Below are 19,405 nucleotides of genomic sequence, written 5' to 3' on the forward strand. Positions count from 1 at the left end.
TACTTGCGGTGTGATAGGGGATGCCAAAAGCGATTCGGGAGCCGTCTTCAGCTCATCCAGTTGCCGCCATCGACGTTGAGAGTTTGGGCGACGACAAAGTCGGCATCGCTGGAGGCTAGGAACACGGCTGCCCCGGTGTGATCCTCGGGCAGTCCCATGCGGCCATAGGGGACGGCTTCGCCGACAAGGCGCTTCTTCTCGCCCAGCGGCCGCTTTTCATATTTGGCAAAGAGGGCATCGACCTCTTCCCACATCGGCGTGTCGACCACGCCCGGCGCGATGCCGTTGACGTTGATCTTGTATTGGATGAGGTCGAGACCTGCCGATTGGGTCAGGCTGATCACGGCGGCCTTGGTCGCGCAATAGATCGACACCAGCGCTTCGCCGCGCCGACCGGCTTGCGAGGCCATGTTGATGATCTTGCCACCCCGCTTTTGCTCGACCATCTGGCGAGCGACGGCTTGCAGGGTCAGGAACAGGCCCTTCACATTGACGGCAAACAGCTTGTCGATGCTCTCCGGCGTCACCTCCAGCACCGGCCCCATATCGAAGAGGGCGGCGTTGTTCACCAGGATGTCGATCCCGCCGGTGCGTTTGACGACGGAGGTCACCATGTCGTTGATCGAGGTCAAGTCGCCGACGTCCAGCGGCACGGCAAAAGCCTTGTCGCCCCATTCCTGCGCCAGGGCAGCCGCCTCCGCTACCGCCCGGTCGGCGATGGCGACGGTCGCGCCTTCCTTGATATAGCGCTCGACGATGGCGCGGCCGATACCCCGCGCCCCGCCGGTAACGACCGCTGTTTTGCCGGTCAGCTTCATTTCGACCAGGCTTTCCCATTGGCGTCGAAGCGATGGATGCGGGCGGGGTCGGGGGTAAGGACCACTGGCGATCCGGCTTTAAATCCAGCCTCGCCCGTAACGCGCACCGTCATCGGACCGATATTGGGGACATCGACATAGAGGAAGGTGTCGCTGCCCAGATGCTCGGCGGTGGTGACGGTGCCCTTCCAGCCCTCGCCCTCGGTGCTGGCGATCAGATGTTCGGGGCGGATGCCGATGGTGGAGGCATCGAGCTTGGCGGCCTCTGCGCCGCTGACAAGGTTCATCTTGGGCGAGCCGATGAAGCCCGCGACAAACAGGTTCGCCGGATGGTCGTAGAGCTCCAGCGGCGATCCTGCCTGTTCGACCCGGCCAGCGTTCAGCACCACGATCTTGTCGGCCATGGTCATGGCTTCGACCTGATCGTGGGTCACATAGATCGCGGTGGTGGCGAGCTGGCGTTGCAGCCGGGTGATCTCCTGGCGCATCTGCACGCGTAGCGCTGCATCGAGGTTGGAGAGCGGTTCGTCGAACAGGAACGCCTTGGGCTGGCGCACAATGGCGCGGCCGATGGCGACGCGCTGACGTTGGCCGCCCGAAAGCTCGCGCGGCTTGCGGTCGAGGTAGGAGGTCAGGTTCAGGACATCGGCCGCCGCCTTCACCTTGGCGTCGATCTGGTCCTTGGGCATGCCCGCCATCTTGAGGCCGAAGGCGATATTGCCCCGGACGCTCATGTGCGGATAAAGCGCATAAGACTGGAACACCATCGAGAGACCGCGCTGGGCCGGGGCCTCGTTCACCACGTCCTTGCCGTCGATCATGATCGAGCCGCTGGTGGTATCTTCGAGACCCGCGATCAGGCGCAGCAAGGTGGATTTGCCGCAGCCCGACGGGCCGACGAAGACGACGAACTCGCCGTCCTTGATGTCGAGGTCGACGCCCGGAATGACATCGACGGTGCCAAAGGATTTGCGGACGCCTTTGAGTTGGATGCTACCCATGGGACTTACCTCTACTTCACGGCGCCGAAGGTCAGGCCGCGCACAAGCTGGCGCTGGCTGAACCAGCCGATGATCAGGATGGGGGCGATGGCGAGGGTCGAAGCGGCGGACAGCTTCGCCCAGAACAGGCCTTCGGGACTGGAATAGGCGGCGATGAACATGGTCAGCGGCGCTGCCTCGCGGGACGTCAGATTAAGCGTCCAGAAAGCTTCGTTCCAGGCCAGGATGACGTTCAGCAGCACCGTGGAGGCGATGCCCGGCACCGCCATCGGCAGCAGGACATAGATGATCTCCCGCCACAGGATCGCACCGTCCATGCGGGCAGCCTCCAGGATGTCCTTGGGGATTTCCTTGAAGTAGGTATAGAGCATCCAGACCACGATCGGCAGATTGCCCATCGCCAGCACCACCAGCAGACCCCAGCGGTTATCCAGCAGGCCGGTGTCGCGGAAGATCAGATAGATCGGCACCAGGGCGCCGACCGGCGGCATCATCTTGGTCGACAGCATCCAGAGCAGCGTGTCCTTGGTGCGCTTGGTCGGCGCAAAGGCCATGGCCCAGGCGGCAGGGATCGCGATCAGCAGACCGAAGATCGTGGCGCCGACCGAGAGGAAGATCGAATTCCAGGCGTGGTGGAAGTAGTTCGACCGTTCCTGCACGGTCTCGTAATTCTCCAGCGTCCAGTCGAAGAACAGGAACTGCGGCGGGATCGCGAAGGCGTCGGCTTCGGTCTTGAAGCTGGTCAGGACCATCCAGAAGACCGGCAGGAAGATCAGGAACCCGACGGTCCAGGCGGCGATGCTGTTGCCCACCATGCGGGGCAGGGGAGTGCGGCGTGCCATCTCTCATGCCTCCAGATTCTTGCCGACCATGCGGACCAGGAAGAAGGCGACGATATTCGCCAGAATGACCGCGATGATCGCCCCGGCAGAAGCGCCGCCGACGTCATATTGGATCAGCGCCTGGGCATAGACGAGGAAGGCAATATTGGTGGTCGCGACACCGGGCCCACCGCCCGTGGTGACGAAAATCTCGGCAAAGACCGACAGCAGGAAGATCGTCTCGATCATGATAACGACCGTGATCGGCCGGGCCAGATGTGGCAGCACGATATAGAAGAAGTAGGAGAAGGGACCTGCGCCATCCATCTCCGCCGCTTCCTTCTGTTCGCCATCCAGCGACTGCAGGGCGGTCAGCAGAATGAGGGCGGCAAAGGGCAGCCACTGCCAGGCGACAATCAGGATCACCGACAGCATCGGCACCCGCCCGAACCAGTCCACCGGCTGTAGGCCGAAGGTCGTGGCGATCCAGGCGAACAGCCCGGACACGGGGTGCATCAGCAGGTTCTTCCAGACCAGCGCACTGACCGTCGGCATGACGAAGAAGGGCGTGATGACCATGATGCGCACGATGCCCTGACCGAACATCGGCTGATCGATCAGCAGGGCGATGGCGATGCCGAAGACGACCGTGATGGCCAGCACGCTGCCCACCAGCACCAGGGTGTTCTTCAGGCTGGTCAGAAAATCGGGGTCGGTCAGGAAGTAGATGTAATTCTCGACACCCGCAAATGTCTCCATGCCCGGAGACAGCAGATTATAGCGCAGGGTGGAGAAATAGATCGTCAGCGCGAGCGGGACGATCATCCATAGGAACAGCAGGATGACCGAGGGGGACAGCGCAAAGCGTGCTGCCAGTCGGTTGTGGCGGGTCGCCATGCCGAATACTCCGTCAAAAAGGGGAGGGGCATCTTCCGGGGAGGGAAGATGCCCCAGTCACTCTCTGGGGAGATCTTACTTGATGTAACCGGCGCGCTTCATCTCGCGCTCGGTGATCGACTGGGCCGAAGCCAGGGCTTCGTCAATCGATGTCGATCCGGCCAGCACGCCCGAGAAGGCCTGACCGACGCGGGTGCCGATACCCTGGAATTCCGGGATCGCGGCAAACTGCACACCGACGTAAGGCTTGGGCTTCACTGTGCTATTGATCGGATCGGCGGCATTGATCGCACCGGCGGTCAGTTCAGCAAAGGGAGCGGCCTTCTGGTAGTCGGCATTGGCATAGAGCGACTTGCGGGTGCCCGGCGGAACATTCGCCCAGCCTTCCTTGGCGGCGACCAGCTGGGTGTATTCCTTGCTGGTTGCCCAGGAGATGAACTTCTGTGCGGCTTCGGTCTTCTTGGAGCCTGCCGGAACCGCGAGATTCCAGGCCCAGAGCCAGCCGGCGTTCTTGCCCAGGCCCGCATTCGGGGCGATGGCGAAGCCAACCTTATCGTGGACCTTCGATTCCTTGGGATTGGTCACGAAGGAGGCGGCGACGGTGGCATCGATCCACATGCCGCACTTGCCCGAATTGAAGAGGGCAAGGTTTTCGTTGAAGCCGTTGGACGATGCGCCCGGAGGACCGGATTCCTTCATCATCTGGGAATAGAAGGTCAGGGTCTTCTTCCATTCCGGGCCGTTGAATTCCGGTTCCCACTTCTCGTTGAACCAGCGGGCGCCAAACGAATTGGCCATGGCGGTCAGGAACGCCATGTTCTCGCCCCAGCCGGCCTTGCCGCGCAGACAGATGCCATAGGTGCCGTCGGCGGTATTGGTCATCTTCTTCGCCGCATCGGCGATGAAGTCCCAGGTCGGCTCCTTGGGCATCTGCAGCCCGGCCTTCTCCATCAGGTCCTTGCGGTACATTACGAAGGAGCTTTCGCCGTAGAAGGGCGCCGCATAGAGCTTGCCGCCTTCGGAGATGCCCGAGCGGATGGCAGGCAGCAGATCGTCGACGTCGTAATTGGCGCCCAGGCCGTCGAGCGGCACCAGCCAGTTCTGCTTGGCCCAGATCGGCACTTCATAGGTGCCGATGGTCAGCACGTCGAACTGGCCACCCTTGGTCGCAATGTCGGTGGTGACGCGCTGACGCAGCACGTTTTCTTCCAGCGTGACCCATTCGACAGTGATGCCGGGGTTCTTCGCGGTGAAATCCGACGTCATGCCCTGCATGCGGATCATGTCGCCGTTATTCACGGTCGCAATGGTCAGCTTGGTCTGGGCGAGTGCCGGGACGGCAATAAGGCTCACGGCGCCCAGCAGGGCACCCAATCCGATACGCATCGATCTATCCTCCCAGGATATTGAGCATATGCTCTTATAGTGAGCGTATGTTCACAGGAGGTGGGTGAGGTTGTCAATCCTGTTTCGGGAGAAACTGTGGAATGAAGGCGTTCCCTCCATCCCCTCAAACAAGTCCTGTCATCCCAGGGCTTGTCCCTGGGATCTTGTGTGGCCAGACCGCGTTTTTTTATTTGGGAAGCACAACCATAAGGCGCATCATGTGTCTATGAGCGGTTGGGTTTACATGATGAGCAACAGGCCGGATGGCACGTTGTATGCCGGCGTCACGAGTGACTTGCCCAAACGGGCCTGGGAGCATCGCGAAGGTGTCGTGCCCGGCTTCACCAAGCGATACAATCTGCATCATCTCGTCTGGTTTGAATTTCACGATGATATCAAAGGCGCAATACAGCGTGAGAAGGTGCTGAAATCTTGGCCGAGGTCCCGGAAATGCGGCCTGATTGCTGAAATGAATTCAGCTTGGAGCGATCTCTACGATCAGCTCAATCGATAGAGGTCCGCTTGAGGGAGATCCCAGGGGCAGGCCCTGGGATGACGGGTTTTGTTTGATGGGATGATGAGCTCTTGTCGCCCCTACCCCAACAACGCCCGCGCCGTGGCCTCGTTGGTGATCAGCCCGCTCAAGATCCGCCCCTTCAGCGCCGCGCGGATTGCCTCGATCTTCGCTGGCCCCTGGGCAACTCCCACGACCAGCCGGGATGCCGGAACCTCGTGCGGGACGCTCATCAGCGTGTTGTTGGTGCCGCCGTCGATAATCCGCCCCTGCGCATCAAACGCCCAGCCCGCGACCTCACCGATAGCGCCCAGCCGCATCAATTCCAGCAACTCATCGCGGGAGATGAAGCCATCCACATGCAGCTGCGCGCCGCTGTCGATCTGGCCAACGCCCACCAAAGTTACATCGGCCTTGGCCGCCAGTGCGCGGACTTTCTGCACCGCTTCCAGGCGCAAAAGCTGTTCGCGCTCGGCGGGGGAGGAGGCCAGCACCGGCAGCGGCATCGGGTAGTGCCGCGCCTCGGTCAGGTCGGCCAGTTTGGTCAGCACGTCATAGAAAGAGGCCGCGCCATCGCGGGAGATGTTGCCGATCAGCGAGACCAGTTGATGCAGCGGACAGTTCATGCGCGGCAACTGTTCGACAGCGGCGCGCAGCGCGCGGCCAGTACCGACTGCCATGGTCAACGGCTTGTCCGAGCGCAGTTTCTGTTCCAGGAAGGCGGCGGCGATCTGGGCGATGCCGACCGTGGTGCTGGCATTGTCCGGGTCCGTCGGGGCGACCTCGCAATGCTGCAGCCCGTAGGTCTCGGTCAGCTTTGCCGCCAGTTCCATGCAGGCGCCGATGGGATGATCGAGGCGGAAGGTGATCAGCCGTTCGCTTACGGCAAGCGACACCAGGCGCTGGGCCGTGGGGCGCGAGACGTTGAGCTTGCGCGCGATCTCGTCCTGGGTATTGCCCGCGATGAAATAAAGCCAGCCCGCGCGGGCGGCGTCATCAAGGCGCGACTTCTCGGTCTCGCTGGCTGCCATCGGTCGGCTCTATCCCGTGAAGGGTGAAATCAGTCATCTTGTTGAATACGCGATCAGCCCCGGCTGCTGCCAGCACTTCCGCGCCTTTTCCGCCCTGGTGGTGCAGGCCACCGATAAAGCCCCAGACGGTCATGCCTGCCGCTTTCCCGGCCTGGACGCCTGCAACGCTATCCTCGATCACCAGGCAGCGGGACGGGTCGGCGCCCATCCGCTCCGCCGCCAGCAGGAACAGGTCGGGGGCAGGTTTGCCGTGCTTGACCATCGCCGCGTTGAATATGCGCCCGTCGAAGAAGTCGGCGATACCTGTCACGGAGAGGGATAGATCGATGCGCGCGCGCTCTGAAGAGGAGGCGAGGCAGAAGGGAACGCCCGCCGTCTCAAGGTAGGTCAGAGCCTTGGCGATATCGGGAATGGCGGTCAATTCGACCCGCATGCGTGCCGCCACATCCTCGCGGAAGGTTGGCAGGAAGTCGGCGGGGAGGGGGCGGCCCGCGCGTGTCTCGAAATCTTCCGCGATGGCAACGACGCTGCGACCGAGGAAGCGCTCCATGGCTTCGCCTGCGCTGGTTGGGACGCCATGGAGGGTCAGCAGCGCGGCAAGACTGGCGCAACTGATAATCTCGCTGTCCACCAGCACGCCGTCGCAATCGAAGATGACGAGGTCCGTCACCGAGCGCTTCCTTGAATGGGGAGGGATTTGTTCAAGCTATGAGCAAATATCTCGTCTGACAAGCGGATTACTCTGACAGGAGCCGCGACATTCTCCCACATCTCCCCTGCGCGACACCGACTTGCCCGGTTACGTCGCACCCGCTATCTGTAACTTTCTTTGAAACGAAAAGAAGCGTGACATGCAGGCTGGAACATCGCCGGAAGCGGATATGACCCTCGGGCGCGGACTGACATTCGTGATGGCCGCTGCCACCGGGCTGGCGGTCGCGAATATCTATTACAGCCAACCGATGCTGGGGGTCATGGCCGCGGATTTCCCAGGGTTCGAAAGCATCGGTCTCGTGCCGACGGCAACTCAGTTCGGCTATGCCATAGGCCTCGGGCTTCTGGTGCCGCTGGGGGATCTGATCGAGCGGCGGCGCCTGATCGTCATCCAGTTCCTGCTGCTTGCCTGCGCGCTCGCCCTGGCGGCGTTGGCGCCAAATCCGACCCTCCTGCTGGCGTCCTCCCTGCTGATCGGCATGGGGGCGACGGTTGCCCAGCAGATCGTTCCCTTCGCGGCCCATCTGGCTGCTCCGGCTAAACGCGGCGCAGCGGTCGGGACGGTGATGGCGGGGCTTCTCTGCGGCATTCTGCTAAGCCGCACCCTGTCGGGGTTCGTTGCGACCCACTTCGGGTGGCGGCAGATGTTCTGGCTCGGTGTGCCCCTGGCGCTGCTGACGGCAGGGGCCATGGCGGCGAGCTTGCCGCAGAGCAAAGGGAATTCCGGGCTGCGGTATGGTGGGTTGATCCGCTCGCTCGCCGGTTTATGGCGGGAGTTGCCGGAACTGCGCCGGGCGGCGGCTACCCAAGCGCTGCTTTTTGCGGGTTTCACCAGCTTCTGGGGCATTCTCGCCTTCCGCCTCGCCGAGCCCGACCTCAATCTCGGAGCCGATATCGCCGGGCTGTTCGGCGTGATCGGAGCGGTCGGGATCCTGGCGGCACCGATGGCGGGGCGTCTGGCGGACAGGATCGGATCGCGGCGGATCATCCTGGCCGGGGCGACCCTCTCGCTGCTGTCCTGGCTGATCTTCGGCCTGTGGCCTTCGCTGATCGGCTTGATCGTCGGTGTTGTGTTGTTGGATTTCGGTATTCAGGCTGCGCTGATCTCCAACCAACACATGGTCTACCAGTTGAAGCCGGAGGCGCGCTCCCGTCTGAATACCCTCTTTATGGGCGTGATGTTCCTGGGCGGAGCGGCAGGTTCCGGGCTGGCGGTGGTGGCCTGGCACTCTGGCGGTTGGAGCGCCGTATCGGCTTTGGCTGGGGTCTTCGCAGCGATTGCGGTGGTGCTGCAACTGACTGCGCCCAAGGGCCGGTAGGGGAGGGGCAAGCCCCTCCCGACCAGCTCAGGCAGTGCGGACCTTGGCAATGAAGTCGTCCACCTGACGGCGTAGCAGATCGCCTTGGGCGGCAAGATCACCTGCTGAGGTCAGTACCCGGCCTGCCGCAGCGCCGGTTTGCGTCGCGGCCTGATTGACGCCAGTGATATTGACCGTGACCTCGGAGGTGCCGACCGCGGCCTGTTGGACATTGCGGGCGATCTCCTGGGTAGCGGCACCCTGTTCCTCGACGGCGGAGGCGACGGTGGTGGTGATCTGGTTGATCTCGCCGATCGTTTTGCCGATGTCCTGAATGGCCCCGACCGCTTCCTGAGTTGCCGACTGGATAACGCTGATCTGCTGGGCGATATCCTCGGTTGCCTTGGCGGTCTGGGTTGCCAGCGATTTCACCTCTGAAGCGACCACGGCAAAGCCCTTGCCAGCTTCACCTGCGCGGGCTGCCTCGATGGTCGCATTGAGGGCCAGCAGGTTGGTCTGGGCGGCGATGTCATTGATCAGTTGGACCACCTCGCCGATCTTCTGGGCCGCTTTGGCCAGTCCGTCGACCTGGGCATTGGTGCGGTCGGCCTGCTCCACTGCTTGACCTGCAATGCGGGCCGATGTTGCGACCTGGCGGCTGATTTCAGAGATGGATGCAAACAGCTCTTCGGACGCCGAAGCAACCGTCTGCACGTTGGTAGAGGCCTGTTCGGCGGCGGCGGAGACGACGGTCGCTTGCCGCGAGGTTTCTTCGGCGGTGGCGCTCATGGCCTGGGCGGTCTGCTGCAACCCGGCCGAAGCGGTGGAAACTTTGCCGACCACGCCTTTGACTGAGGCGTTGAATTCATCGGCGAGCCGATTCATGCTGGCGCGCTTCTCGGTTTCGGTGCTGGCCTTCAGGGCTTCCTGTTCGTCGCGCAGGCGATTGGTCTCGATCATATTGTCTTTGAAGACCTGAACGGCGCGGGCCATGTCCCCGATCTCGCTGCGATTGTCGGTGTCCTGCACGACAGTCGCCACATCGCCCTTGGCAAGCGATCCCATGGCGCCGGTCATCTTGGCGATCGGCTGGACAATGGACCGTGTGACAAGGAAGGCAAGCCCAAGCCCCAGAAGAAGACTGGCGATCCCCACGATGAGGGCTGTCTGCAAGGCGAGGGCAAGTCGCTTGTTTACTTCGGCGATCCGGCCATCGCCTGCCGTCGCAAAGCTGTTGGAGATAGAGTCGGCCAGTTGGTTCATCCTCGCGGCCATGCTCAGCGCTTCATCGACCACCTTTTTGCCGTCGGCAGATTCCAACGCACCACCGCCTTCCTTGAAGGTGCGAAGCTTGGGAGCGGACTGGCTGACGTAGGTACCGAGCAAGCCTTTGAGCTCCTTGGCCCAGGCGATGCGCTGGGGGTCCAGGGTCCGGGCGGCGATATCATCCAATCGCTCGCCTGCCAGTTTGAAGGAGGCTGCGGCCTTATCCCATTGGGTCTTGTCGCCGGTACCGATGGCAAGCCAGACAGCAAGGCGTCCGTCGATGATGTATTTCTGAGCCCGCTGATTCAGGACTTCATTGTTCTTCAGCAGGACAAGATCGCTGACGGCGACCTCGGTCGTATCCGCTTGATAATAGGAGAAGCTGCTGAGGCCTGCGATCAAAACTGTCAGCGACCCGAAGCCGATGAGAAGTCGCGCGGCAATCTTTAAATTCGCTAACATATCGACACCTATCCAGCGGAAACTGATGTCGATGATCTGTCTATAATTCTAACCAAATATTACCAGAGGGCGGCTTTTTACGTTTCCCTGTAATGCCTGCCAGGATTTTTGGCGTGTATTGTTATTGGTTTTTTCTCCAAAATATTTGGCATCTGAAAATTGCTTTGCTCGCTATAAGGGTGTCGAACTATCGTCAGGGTTGAGTTGACGAGGAAAGTTTAAATGTCCGAAGCATTAGGTGTTCAGGCGGAAGCAAAGCCGGGGATGAGAGGGTGTTTCTATGCATTCGTCAGCCGGGTCGACATCTCCTTCGAGGACACGGAATATTTGGCTCCTCTGCGCGCACTGGTTGGGCCGGAGTTATCGCGAGGGGGGCTGCTGGATGCGATCCACGGTCTCAGCACGCGCAGTCTCTCGCAATCGGTGACCGTCATTTTTGACGCAGTCGCTTTTGATGAGTTCGATGGACGAAGGCCTCTTCCCGAAGCGCCGCTGGATATGCCCTTGCTCAAGATAGAGGTCACCTTCGGGTATCTCGTCGCGCTCGCTGCCATCGATTTAGGATTAATGTTCGACGAACTCCCCAGCGAATGGTCGGAATGGTATTCTGATGCCGAAATGGTGGATGATCTTGATCTGGGATGGATCTATCCATTTTCGTGGCGATATGGTGAGCCTCCTCCTCCTCCTTTTCAGCGAGTGCGATTGTTCGAGGGGCGCTGGGTTCGGCTCGATGTCGTGCCCTTCGACGGCGGTATCCGTGTGGAGGCCGCTGTTCCTGCTGCCGATGACGCGGATATGGCCTATGTCCCGGCGGCCGAGGGCCAATTGGACTTGATCCTCGGTATATCGCAGGCGGAAGAGGATGCTCTCGTCCAGGCTTATTACATCACCGGCCCTGCGGCGCCGAGGGCATTGATCGGGCCATATGACGATCTTTGCATTGAGGCTGTCGATGCTGGGCAGGCCAGTCTTGTGTCCTTCTATGGGGCTGATAATCAGACCCATATCTTCTTCGACGTTGGTCATCCCCTCTGGTTCAACGCGGGCTCACGTCCGAATGGAGCGGTGCTTAATTACAGACCAGCAAACCCGAACGCCGTGGTAGTCCTGTCGCATTGGGATTTTGATCATTATTTTGAAGGCAAGCGTCGCGCTGTCCTGCACGGACTGACCTGGGTGGTGCCGGCGGTCCCTTCGGCGCCCAATGCAAAAAAATTCGCAAATTCGCTGCCAAACCTTGTCACTCTTCCAGTCGGTTCTACCCTGCGGATTGGGCATCTCCATCTGGAGCGGGCAAGCGGAGCGCAGAGCGATCCGAATAACAGCGGAATTGTTGGCCTTTGGCAGGACGAGCAAGGCCATCGCGTGCTGCTGACAGGCGATGCTGCCTATGGTTTTGTGCCGCCGCATATGCGGGCCAACCTGACGGCGCTGACCATCCCGCACCACGCCTCCCTGACCGATCATGATGTGTTGAATGTGCCTCCGCCCGCCGGTCAGCAGGGGAAGGCAGTTGCCTGCGCGGGCCAGAATAATCGATATGGTCACCCGGTCGCGGCCGTGCTTGGCGATCATGGCGCGAACTGGGTGGTTGATGTGACGGGAAACGCGGCTGGCTATGCCCGCGGAAACAAGAGACTGCGCTGAAGCTTAGCCCCGGCGTTCCTTAGCAGCAGCATCGATGACGCTTTTGAGCAGCCCAGGAAAGCGCGTTTCTACATCTTCGGTCCGAAGCGAAATATAGCGGTAGGGGCCATCGATGCGGGTGCGGGTCACGCCCGCCTCTCGCAATTTCGCCAGATGATAGGTCGTGCTGGTCTTAGAGCCATACTTGCCGACCCCGCCGCAGGTGGATTCTCCCTGTTCCCAGAGGTCGAGCACCATGGTCCGCCGAGTCGGCTCGCTCAAGGCTTCCAGCACGGCGGAAAGATCGATCTGGTCCCGGTCGGGATGAAATAGTTCCTTGCTCATACCTGTGAACGTAAAGCGGCGTGGCATTCGGTTCAAGGTTCATAAGTTCAAGAGTTGATGAACTGTTTGACATCGATCTCAAAAGGGTCCATCAGTTCAACAATCATTGAACTGAGTATCTTTCCCTGGAGAGCCATCCATGATGCTCCGGCTGTTACCCCTCATTCTGGGCGCCTTTGCCATAGGCGCCGAAACCTTCATGATCAGCGGCGTGCTGCCCTCCCTGTCCTCTGATCTCGGTATTTCCTTTTCGCAGAGCGGGGCGCTGGTGACGGTTTTTGCTCTGACCTATGCGGTGGGATCACCAGTACTGGCGGTCCTGACCGGTGGGTTTGAGCGCCGCCGTGTGTTGACGTCTGCCATCGCCGTCTTCGCGCTAGGCAATGTCGCGGCCGGTTTGACGACGGGCTATGCTGGACTGGTCGGAGCAAGGGTGCTGCTGGCGTTGTCCGCCGGTCTTTTTATGCCTGCTGCCATTGCTTACGCCACCATTGATGCCGGGCCGGAGCGTCGAGGCAAGGCGGTCGCAGCGATCTATTCCGGTATGACCATGGCGATTGTCGTCGGCGTACCGCTGGCAACGATCCTAGCCTCCGCTTTTAGCTGGCGCGCCGCTTTTCTCGGCGTCGCGTTGCTTGCTCTCGTGGCGCTGCTCGGTATCGGGGCTTTTCTGCCGCGCCAAGATGGCATGACGACTATCGGTCTTCGCCACCGTATCGATGTCGCCCGTCGTCCCGACGTGCTGCAACTGCTGGCTCTTACCACCCTGTCCTTGATCGGGCCATTCACTATCTCGACCTATATCGGTGCCTTGATGGGCGAGACTCTGGGGATTACGGGCGACCAATTGGCCGTGGTCCTGCTGATTTTTGGTTTGGCGAGCGTTGCAGGCAACAGCCTGGGGGGCTATGGCGCCGACCGTTGGAATCGCGAGAAGTTCCTGGCGTCGGTTCTGGCGGCCTGTGTGCTGTCATTCGCGATCATTTCCCTCGGAGCAAATCTGCAAGGCACTCTGGGGACTATCCTTGTGGTGGCGGGCCTTGCGCTTTGGGGGGCGACCGGTTGGGCCTTTCCTTCTATCCAGCAGGCGCGTCTCGTCTCTCTCGACCCCAAGCTGGCGCCAGTTACCTTGTCTCTCAATACCTCGGCTCTCTATTTTGGCACCGCTATCGGGTCGGCTTTCGGAGGCTTGATCGTGAAATATGAAGGTGTGGCAAATATCGGCTGGGGTGCAGCCATGACGGGAACAGCAGCGCTTATTCTTCTGCTGGCGACCTGTTTCAGAAAAGTCTCAGCCGCTTGATTGCTGCAGAGCAAAAGCTTGCAGGGTAGGAAATCCGCCGATTCCCTTTTAGGAGTCGGCGGATCTTCATTTTCGCGCCTGCAAAAAATCGTAATTAGGCGGATAATGCGTCTTTAAATTGCTTCGCGTTCGCCCTAGCTTTGTTATGGACCGATCACCGGATCGCCCCCGCTTGCCTGCCCCGTTTGGAGGATGTCGCCTATGTTGAAGAAAGAAGCCTTCACGGTCGCCATTCACCGGAAAAACGGCGCGGCTGTGCCGGTGGCCGAGGCTGACAGCCTGGAAGGGGCCCGCGCCCTTATGGACACGCTGATCCGCGATGCCGAACTGTTGCGTGAAGCGCAGAGCTTTGCGATCCTGGACGGGAAAGATCGGGCGGTCGAACAGGCTGCTCTCAACCCGTAAATTTCGCTCTCCAAGGAATATCGATGCTTAAAGCGCTTGTGCTTTCGCTGGCGGTGCTGCCGTTCGTCATGGCAGGCAATGCCAAGGCCGAGGAAGTAGGGTGCGTCAGCACCGTGTTCAAATGGGTCGGGCCCAACGACAAGATCTGCATCGACAGCTTCAAGGACCCCAAGGTCGATGGTGTAGTCTGCCATGTGAGCCGTGCCAAGACCGGCGGTCTCTCGGGCGCGGTCGGCATCGCCGAAGATACGTCCGATGCTGCTATTGCCTGCCGTCAGGTCGGGCCGATCACCTTGCGCCCCGGTCTCAAGGATGGCGAAGATGTCTTCAAAGAAAGCCGCTCCTGGCTATTCAAGAAACTGCAGGTCGTGCGGTTTCACGACAAACCGAACAACACGCTCGTCTATCTGATCTATTCCGACAAGCTGATCGAAGGATCGCCGAAGAACTCGATCTCGACCGTTCCCATCATGCCGTGGGGCGGCAAGTAACATGCGCTCCTTGCGGGCGATCCAGGTTGTCGGTTGCCGGGATGCCCGCTCGATATAGGATGCATCGCCCTAATCAAGACTGAGGTCTAGCGATCGCGGGCGTGCAGGTGCCGCTGGTTGCCCGGACGTTGTTTCGACCATTTCCCGTCGGGCCTGGATGATCGGCATGATGACCTATGCGCCTCAATCCTGATGATCCTTTTCCAAGTGGCTCTGTCGTTTCCCATACTTGTGGAACTGCGGCGGAGCTTGGTTATTTTGATGGTTTTTATTCGTGATCACCATAATTTCTAAATAATATTCATGTCGTGTGAATTTTATTTTGGTATTTTCATGGATCGTGAGACGATTTCCCTGATTTGTTAGTATCGTGGGGCGATTGGTGAGAATACCGATATTAAATGGAACGACTATTTTGCTCGCGGGTATGGTGTTAACAGCCGGCGATGCTGAAGGTGTGCCGCTATCTGATTCGAAATCCGCGATCATGCCTATTACCGCTAAGGTTATAGCGCCGGTAATTATTCAGAAATTGTCGGACTTGAGCTTCGGCAAGATCGCACCTGCAGCCTCCGGGGCAGCAAGTGTAGTGCAGGTGCCGCTAAGTGGCCCCCGTACGATTACGGTGGCCAATGGCGCGACCTTGACGGGCGGTAGTTGGACGCCCGCAAAATTTCAGATTTCTGGGAATGCAGGACTGGCGGTGACGATTACCTTTCCGACTAAGAGCTATAGCCTAAAGCATTCATCCGGTGCTCCGAACATGAACATGGTGCTTGAAACCCCGACTACTCCAATGGTTCTGGCTACGGGGTGGAACGAGATTACGGTCGGCGGCAATCTTACGGTGGCCGCAGGTCAGGTACCCGGTATCTATACTTCCAATGCCATCCAGATCACGGTGAACTATCAATGAGGGCGTTTGTTTATCCGCTGCTCGCCGTTGCAATTTTCTATTCTGGCAAAGCCGCCGCCGATTGTTCGGGTTTTGTCGGCGTGACGATTCAACTGTTTGCTGGATTGGACTTCGGGACGATCGTCCAGCCAGCAGGCGCAGCGACTGTTAATATAACCCGTGGCAACACACGTACAGCGACGGGAACAACGACAGTAGGGTCGACCTATGCCCGCGCTCATTATCAAACCAAGTCTGCCTCGAACAATTGCGTGGCCACCGTTAGCATCTCGCCCACCACGGTCAGTCTTGAGAATGAAAACGGGGCTACCATGAGTGCCACGATCAATCCCTCAGCGATCAACGGCCATGTCCGCTATCCGGTTATGGCCGACGGGGTTTATCCTTTTATTTTTGACGGCCTTAATCACGACCTGCGTATAGGAGGGACGCTGACCCTCAATCCTGGTCAAGATCCAGGCACCTATAACGCGACGGTGACGCCGATCGTAACGGTCACGGTTAATTGACGAGCACAGTCAGGTCATAAAGCGTCGGCGCTTTCTCGGTCAGTTCGACTGGACGCTCGAACACTTGTTTGCCGCCAGTACTGACTGTCATTCGATAAGCGCCAAGTGGGATCTGTTCCAGAAAGAAACGCCCCTTGGTGTTTGTGCGACCGTCATAGATCCGCCCGTCCTTGGCGGTGAGAGTGATATCGGCCCGTCCTACGGGCATGTCACCGCGGAAAACACTTCCCTCGACCTCGCCGGTTTCGACCAGAACCACCTCGGTCTTTGACCAAACACCGGCCCGCGGTAAGGTCGCCACGCCTTGCCTTTGTTTCAGCGCCATAAAGGGGGACGGCAGGCTCTCCGGATCGGCATCCAGGGCAACTGGAATATGAGGTTCGAGGCTTTGGATATGGCTGCGCCCCTGTGCATCTGTCGATGTTCCGGTTGGGAAGCCGTTGGCCGTGGGTTTAATATTGGTAAGGGGCGCGCGGCTACCATCGCTTCTCTCCAGCACATAGTTCGGCGCGATATTGCCTTGGGTGGCAAGGCTTCGGGCGGACAGAAAGGGAGAGCCATCCGGCATGCCGAAGGAAAAATTGATGCCGAGGCCGATGAAGTTCTCGCCCTGCCGGGTTACTTGCCCCTGCAGCGACAGGGTCATCTGTTGAAAATCCTGCGCCAGATAAAAATTCAGATAGTCGGCATTCCGCTCCTGAAGATTTCTGGAGACACGCACCCCGGTGCGCATGTCAAAAACGGTGGTCATATTGGCTGAAACGCTGATTTCCTGGGGCTTATATCCATCTGTAATCGAATAGAAATGGTTAATCTGCCAATCGATGTCCTGCCAGTGGGTGCCGATGTCAAAGGTGCCGAGATAGTCATATAGCGCCTCACCGCCTGAGAGTTCACGCCGCACGCTCAGCCCTTGAGACAAGCGCATATTGCCGATAGGGAAGGCTGTTCGTCCCACTACGTAGTCGCCTATCCGGTCATCGACGAAGATGCGCCGCTCGCCTTGCAGGCTCCAGGTCGTGTCGGGCAACAGGTCGAAAGTTGGCAACTGCCCGGACAGATAGAGTTCATGACGATCTGTCAGCGTATTGGAGCCAAAGCCGGAAATGGCGCTGGTATAATTCCTGAAGCGAGATGTCTTACCGTTTATGCTGATATCGTCCCAACCGGTCGAGATCGAAAATTGCGTTGCATTGCCTCCGGTCAGATTGCTGCTGACATCCCCCTGAAAGAAGGCTCCCAGCGCTGACAGTCGCGCACCTGTTCCCACGAAATAACCTAGTTCCTGCTCTAGAGTCAGGCGGCGAAGATTGCGATTGCGCGGCGGTTGACCCGGTTCGCCCGGATTGAGGGGGTCGCTTGGGGTGTAACCAGGCTGGAAGGGGTCTTCCTGGAAGCGGTATTGCTCGTTCTTTGGTGCCCTGGCGGCAGTGGCCAAGACGGTCAGATCTTGTGTTACCCCGCGGGAATAGGAGGCGCCGAAAGCTTCTCCTGCTGATTTCCGGTGACCGGAAACAGGGGTGCGTACAAGGTCCAGCAGAGTTACGCCGGCCTGTGTAAAGCTCACAGTCGTCGCGTCCTCGTCTGTCCTTAGCAGCCCGCCCTCGATAACGATGGGAACTGCGGTTTCGCTTCGCTGGCCATTCGGGCCGGTCAAGATAACCTTAAGCGGATTGCGCCCTGCTAATACGGCTACATTGGTGAAGCGATAAAGCCCATCGCCGCCGATCTTCTGTGAAGCTTCCAGGATCTGTCCGCGATAGAGTTCGGCATCATATCCAGGTGGCCCACGCCCCTCGATCGTGGTGCGATCAACATCGCTGCGATAGCCGACTTGTGCGCTGGAGAGTGTCACACCTCGCTCTGTCCGGCCGGACGAAATCAGCGGCATCGTTGGTGTGTACGTGTCGCCTATTCTAGCTGAGCGAAGCGATGGAACGCCGAAGACTCCACCCGACGGATCGACCCGAGAGAGCGAAAGGCTCCCCGATTGTAGCCTCTCCTGCGATGTTCCGATGATGGAGCCTTGCATGCCCATGTACGCCAGATCGCCACCGAACTGCATGGAATATGTCTGCTGCAGTCCGCCGCGGTTGCCGCCAAGGCTGCTGTCCAGCCCGATATCGATGCTGGGTATGCTCAGCAGTTCGTAGGGGGGAGGAGGGGCGATGACGCTAAGTGCGCGCGCCCCGAAACTATCTCCTCGTGCCGCGAGCCCTTTACGGCGACGTTCGCGCTGGACCCGCTCGGCGATGGGCAATGTCTGAGAACTTTCCGCCACGAGCAGGCTCGCACGCGTGTCCAACCGGAGGTGCAGTCCAAACAACTGGTTCGCCACGACGGCCGGTACCACGGGCCCATCGGGGCTGTGCTGGATATCTTCCAGAGAGAGCGCAATCGACTTGCCGCCGATATGGATCGAGGGTGTCGCGAGATCAACTTCAAAACGATTGTTGGTTTCGAAAGCCCAGCCGGAAAACCGTTCCTGTGTTGCGCCTTCATCGACCGCAAATCCAGCAATCTCCGTCAGATCCAGTAGGGCGATGTAGAGCTTGCCGCCGACATCACGCACGCCCATGTCGCCAACCTCGACACCATCAATTTCGACCACCACCAATAGATCTTGGTGCCAGGCGGATTTTGATGTCGGTCCTTTGGCCAGAGGGGCTGCAATGCTGATGGTCTGCGTAAGAGCCAGCATGCTGGCGCAAAGGACCACCAGAAGCCCGTTGCGATAGCCCGATGTCATCGCTGCAGGGATCGTTCAGCCATGACTTTCTCGCCCTGATCCTTGGGCGTCTGGTAGCGGAGTGTCAGGGGGCCTGAGGGCAGTGCAGCAAGCGGTATCTGTAAGCGCCTTGCGGCAATCTCCGTATAGACGGCGACGCCATTTAGTCTGCCAATGGGTTTATCCCCTGACAGCACCAGCACATCACCATAAAGAGAGCCATTCCCCTTGCGCTCCAATCGCGCCTCCAGGAACGGTGCGCCAGGATCATTCGTGTCTAGTCTTAGTGCATCCAGGGTGCCAGTCGCTTCGATCTGTCCCTGGCGATAAAGGATCGGCAGGGCAACGCCGATATTGAAGCGGACCTGAACACCGACGGCTTGTTCTTCGCCGGTGTCTGCGGGTTGCTCCGGCGCTTCGACCGAGACGCGCATGTGGATATGGTAGTCACCATCGGAGAGGCGCTTCGCACGCTTCAAGGCGACACGGACAGTCTGAGTTTCGCCGGGCTGTAGAGTGAGAGATTGCGGTGAGAACCGTAACTCATCCCTAAAATCATTCATAAAGGCTGGTGGGGTCTCCGACTCACGGACGGTTCCATCTTCCTGCATCACCATCGAGACGAGGGCGAGCGTATAAGAACGCTCGCCGTCGGCACTGTTGGATAAAGTTATGGTCGCTGCTGGCCGCCGTTCATCCAGATGAACGCGGCCAGGCGTAATCAGGATTTCCGCTTGGGCCAGCAACGGCAGAAGCGCGAGCGTAAGGCCCAGGATCATGCCGAAAAGCATTTGCCGCCGAAGCCGCCCCAAACCGGCACAGGGATCTGTGCCGGCTTCGGTGGACTGAATATCGCGCTTCATGGTCAGCA

Annotated in this window: 19 protein-coding genes; 8 read left to right on the top strand and 11 right to left on the bottom strand. The window is 59.6% G+C overall.

Annotated elements, in window-relative coordinates:
• Positions 1 to 47: 47 nt before the first annotated feature.
• From ACFSM5_RS16090 to ACFSM5_RS16110, 5 genes are all read right to left on the bottom strand, one after another.
• Complete coding sequence (locus ACFSM5_RS16090; RefSeq protein ID WP_379877509.1) at positions 48 to 818, bottom strand: L-iditol 2-dehydrogenase; 771 nt, start codon at positions 816 to 818, stop codon at positions 48 to 50.
• Positions 815 to 1,819 (bottom strand): ABC transporter ATP-binding protein, encoded by a 1,005-nt coding sequence (locus tag ACFSM5_RS16095; RefSeq protein ID WP_379877510.1) that lies wholly within the window; start codon positions 1,817 to 1,819, stop codon positions 815 to 817. The genes ACFSM5_RS16090 and ACFSM5_RS16095 overlap by 4 nt, the downstream gene beginning before the upstream one ends.
• Positions 1,820 to 1,830: 11 nt before the next feature.
• Complete coding sequence (locus ACFSM5_RS16100; RefSeq protein ID WP_379877511.1) at positions 1,831 to 2,661, bottom strand: carbohydrate ABC transporter permease; 831 nt, start codon at positions 2,659 to 2,661, stop codon at positions 1,831 to 1,833.
• A gap of 3 nt (positions 2,662 to 2,664) precedes the next feature.
• Positions 2,665 to 3,537 (bottom strand): carbohydrate ABC transporter permease, encoded by an 873-nt coding sequence (locus ACFSM5_RS16105; RefSeq protein ID WP_379877512.1) that lies wholly within the window; start codon positions 3,535 to 3,537, stop codon positions 2,665 to 2,667.
• Positions 3,538 to 3,612: 75 nt separating this feature from the next.
• Complete coding sequence (locus ACFSM5_RS16110) at positions 3,613 to 4,923, bottom strand: ABC transporter substrate-binding protein (protein ID WP_379877513.1); 1,311 nt, start codon at positions 4,921 to 4,923, stop codon at positions 3,613 to 3,615.
• Positions 4,924 to 5,149: 226 nt separating this feature from the next.
• Here ACFSM5_RS16110 and ACFSM5_RS16115 point away from each other — a divergent pair, with 226 nt between their 5' ends.
• Positions 5,150 to 5,437, top strand: a complete 288-nt coding sequence (locus tag ACFSM5_RS16115) for a GIY-YIG nuclease family protein (RefSeq protein WP_379877514.1) — start codon at positions 5,150 to 5,152, stop codon at positions 5,435 to 5,437.
• 80 nt (positions 5,438 to 5,517) lie between these two features.
• On the opposite strand, the gene ACFSM5_RS16120 is transcribed toward ACFSM5_RS16115, so the two are convergent.
• The gene (locus ACFSM5_RS16120) at positions 5,518 to 6,468 is read right to left on the bottom strand and encodes a sugar-binding transcriptional regulator (protein ID WP_379877515.1); all 951 of its coding nucleotides are present in this window, start codon (positions 6,466 to 6,468) and stop codon (positions 5,518 to 5,520) included.
• The gene (locus ACFSM5_RS16125; protein WP_379877516.1) at positions 6,434 to 7,138 is read right to left on the bottom strand and encodes an HAD family hydrolase; all 705 of its coding nucleotides are present in this window, start codon (positions 7,136 to 7,138) and stop codon (positions 6,434 to 6,436) included. The genes ACFSM5_RS16120 and ACFSM5_RS16125 overlap by 35 nt, the downstream gene beginning before the upstream one ends.
• 181 nt (positions 7,139 to 7,319) lie before the next feature.
• Between ACFSM5_RS16125 and ACFSM5_RS16130 the strand changes: the two genes are divergently transcribed.
• Positions 7,320 to 8,501: an MFS transporter gene (locus ACFSM5_RS16130; RefSeq protein WP_379877517.1), complete on the top strand. Its 1,182-nt coding sequence runs from the start codon at positions 7,320 to 7,322 to the stop codon at positions 8,499 to 8,501.
• A gap of 27 nt (positions 8,502 to 8,528) precedes the next feature.
• Here ACFSM5_RS16130 and ACFSM5_RS16135 read toward each other — a convergent pair whose 3' ends face one another.
• Positions 8,529 to 10,208 (bottom strand): methyl-accepting chemotaxis protein, encoded by a 1,680-nt coding sequence (locus ACFSM5_RS16135; RefSeq protein WP_379877518.1) that lies wholly within the window; start codon positions 10,206 to 10,208, stop codon positions 8,529 to 8,531.
• Between the two features lie 222 nt (positions 10,209 to 10,430).
• Between ACFSM5_RS16135 and ACFSM5_RS16140 the strand changes: the two genes are divergently transcribed.
• Positions 10,431 to 11,858 (top strand): ComEC/Rec2 family competence protein, encoded by a 1,428-nt coding sequence (locus tag ACFSM5_RS16140; protein ID WP_379877519.1) that lies wholly within the window; start codon positions 10,431 to 10,433, stop codon positions 11,856 to 11,858.
• A gap of 3 nt (positions 11,859 to 11,861) precedes the next feature.
• Here the strand turns inward: ACFSM5_RS16140 and ACFSM5_RS16145 are convergent, their stop codons facing one another.
• Entirely contained in the window at positions 11,862 to 12,182 is a 321-nt protein-coding gene (locus ACFSM5_RS16145; RefSeq protein ID WP_379877520.1) for an ArsR/SmtB family transcription factor, read from the bottom strand.
• 139 nt (positions 12,183 to 12,321) lie between these two features.
• Here ACFSM5_RS16145 and ACFSM5_RS16150 point away from each other — a divergent pair, with 139 nt between their 5' ends.
• The 5 genes from ACFSM5_RS16150 (at position 12,322) to ACFSM5_RS16170 (ending at position 15,806) form a co-directional block, all read left to right on the top strand.
• Positions 12,322 to 13,485: an MFS transporter gene (locus ACFSM5_RS16150; protein ID WP_379877521.1), complete on the top strand. Its 1,164-nt coding sequence runs from the start codon at positions 12,322 to 12,324 to the stop codon at positions 13,483 to 13,485.
• A 201-nt stretch (positions 13,486 to 13,686) separates the two neighbouring features.
• A complete protein-coding gene (locus tag ACFSM5_RS16155; protein ID WP_379877522.1) occupies positions 13,687 to 13,890 on the top strand; it encodes a hypothetical protein in 204 nt (67 codons plus the stop codon).
• Between the two features lie 23 nt (positions 13,891 to 13,913).
• The gene (locus tag ACFSM5_RS16160) at positions 13,914 to 14,381 is read left to right on the top strand and encodes a CreA family protein (protein WP_379877523.1); all 468 of its coding nucleotides are present in this window, start codon (positions 13,914 to 13,916) and stop codon (positions 14,379 to 14,381) included.
• Positions 14,382 to 14,763: 382 nt separating this feature from the next.
• Entirely contained in the window at positions 14,764 to 15,297 is a 534-nt protein-coding gene (locus ACFSM5_RS16165) for a DUF4402 domain-containing protein (RefSeq protein WP_379877524.1), read from the top strand.
• Positions 15,294 to 15,806, top strand: a complete 513-nt coding sequence (locus tag ACFSM5_RS16170) for a DUF4402 domain-containing protein (protein ID WP_379877525.1) — start codon at positions 15,294 to 15,296, stop codon at positions 15,804 to 15,806. The genes ACFSM5_RS16165 and ACFSM5_RS16170 overlap by 4 nt, the downstream gene beginning before the upstream one ends.
• On the opposite strand, the gene ACFSM5_RS16175 is transcribed toward ACFSM5_RS16170, so the two are convergent.
• Together ACFSM5_RS16175 and ACFSM5_RS16180 are read right to left on the bottom strand one after the other, a co-directional pair.
• Positions 15,799 to 18,555 (bottom strand): carboxypeptidase-like regulatory domain-containing protein, encoded by a 2,757-nt coding sequence (locus ACFSM5_RS16175; protein WP_379877526.1) that lies wholly within the window; start codon positions 18,553 to 18,555, stop codon positions 15,799 to 15,801. The genes ACFSM5_RS16170 and ACFSM5_RS16175 overlap by 8 nt on opposite strands.
• Positions 18,552 to 19,397: a fimbrial biogenesis chaperone gene (locus ACFSM5_RS16180; protein ID WP_379877527.1), complete on the bottom strand. Its 846-nt coding sequence runs from the start codon at positions 19,395 to 19,397 to the stop codon at positions 18,552 to 18,554. The genes ACFSM5_RS16175 and ACFSM5_RS16180 overlap by 4 nt, the downstream gene beginning before the upstream one ends.
• Positions 19,398 to 19,405: the final 8 nt, after the last annotated feature.

The sequence above is a fragment of the Lacibacterium aquatile genome, assembly GCF_042683105.1.
GTDB lineage: Bacteria > Pseudomonadota > Alphaproteobacteria > Elsterales > Elsteraceae > Lacibacterium > Lacibacterium aquatile.

What these genes read in the sequence shown, in the direction of transcription:
- ACFSM5_RS16090 (WP_379877509.1), bottom strand. Translation starts at nt 818, where the DNA reads ATGAAGCTGACCGGCAAAACAGCGGTCGTTACCGGCGGGGCGCGGGGT.
- ACFSM5_RS16095 (WP_379877510.1), bottom strand. Translation starts at nt 1,819, where the DNA reads ATGGGTAGCATCCAACTCAAAGGCGTCCGCAAATCCTTTGGCACCGTC.
- ACFSM5_RS16100 (WP_379877511.1), bottom strand. Translation starts at nt 2,661, where the DNA reads ATGGCACGCCGCACTCCCCTGCCCCGCATGGTGGGCAACAGCATCGCC.
- ACFSM5_RS16105 (WP_379877512.1), bottom strand. Translation starts at nt 3,537, where the DNA reads ATGGCGACCCGCCACAACCGACTGGCAGCACGCTTTGCGCTGTCCCCC.
- ACFSM5_RS16110 (WP_379877513.1), bottom strand. Translation starts at nt 4,923, where the DNA reads ATGCGTATCGGATTGGGTGCCCTGCTGGGCGCCGTGAGCCTTATTGCC.
- ACFSM5_RS16115 (WP_379877514.1), top strand. Translation starts at nt 5,150, where the DNA reads ATGAGCGGTTGGGTTTACATGATGAGCAACAGGCCGGATGGCACGTTG.
- ACFSM5_RS16120 (WP_379877515.1), bottom strand. Translation starts at nt 6,468, where the DNA reads ATGGCAGCCAGCGAGACCGAGAAGTCGCGCCTTGATGACGCCGCCCGC.
- ACFSM5_RS16130 (WP_379877517.1), top strand. Translation starts at nt 7,320, where the DNA reads ATGCAGGCTGGAACATCGCCGGAAGCGGATATGACCCTCGGGCGCGGA.
- ACFSM5_RS16135 (WP_379877518.1), bottom strand. Translation starts at nt 10,208, where the DNA reads ATGTTAGCGAATTTAAAGATTGCCGCGCGACTTCTCATCGGCTTCGGG.
- ACFSM5_RS16140 (WP_379877519.1), top strand. Translation starts at nt 10,431, where the DNA reads ATGTCCGAAGCATTAGGTGTTCAGGCGGAAGCAAAGCCGGGGATGAGA.
- ACFSM5_RS16145 (WP_379877520.1), bottom strand. Translation starts at nt 12,182, where the DNA reads ATGAGCAAGGAACTATTTCATCCCGACCGGGACCAGATCGATCTTTCC.
- ACFSM5_RS16150 (WP_379877521.1), top strand. Translation starts at nt 12,322, where the DNA reads ATGATGCTCCGGCTGTTACCCCTCATTCTGGGCGCCTTTGCCATAGGC.
- ACFSM5_RS16155 (WP_379877522.1), top strand. Translation starts at nt 13,687, where the DNA reads ATGTTGAAGAAAGAAGCCTTCACGGTCGCCATTCACCGGAAAAACGGC.
- ACFSM5_RS16160 (WP_379877523.1), top strand. Translation starts at nt 13,914, where the DNA reads ATGCTTAAAGCGCTTGTGCTTTCGCTGGCGGTGCTGCCGTTCGTCATG.
- ACFSM5_RS16170 (WP_379877525.1), top strand. Translation starts at nt 15,294, where the DNA reads ATGAGGGCGTTTGTTTATCCGCTGCTCGCCGTTGCAATTTTCTATTCT.
- ACFSM5_RS16175 (WP_379877526.1), bottom strand. Translation starts at nt 18,555, where the DNA reads ATGACATCGGGCTATCGCAACGGGCTTCTGGTGGTCCTTTGCGCCAGC.
- ACFSM5_RS16180 (WP_379877527.1), bottom strand. Translation starts at nt 19,397, where the DNA reads ATGAAGCGCGATATTCAGTCCACCGAAGCCGGCACAGATCCCTGTGCC.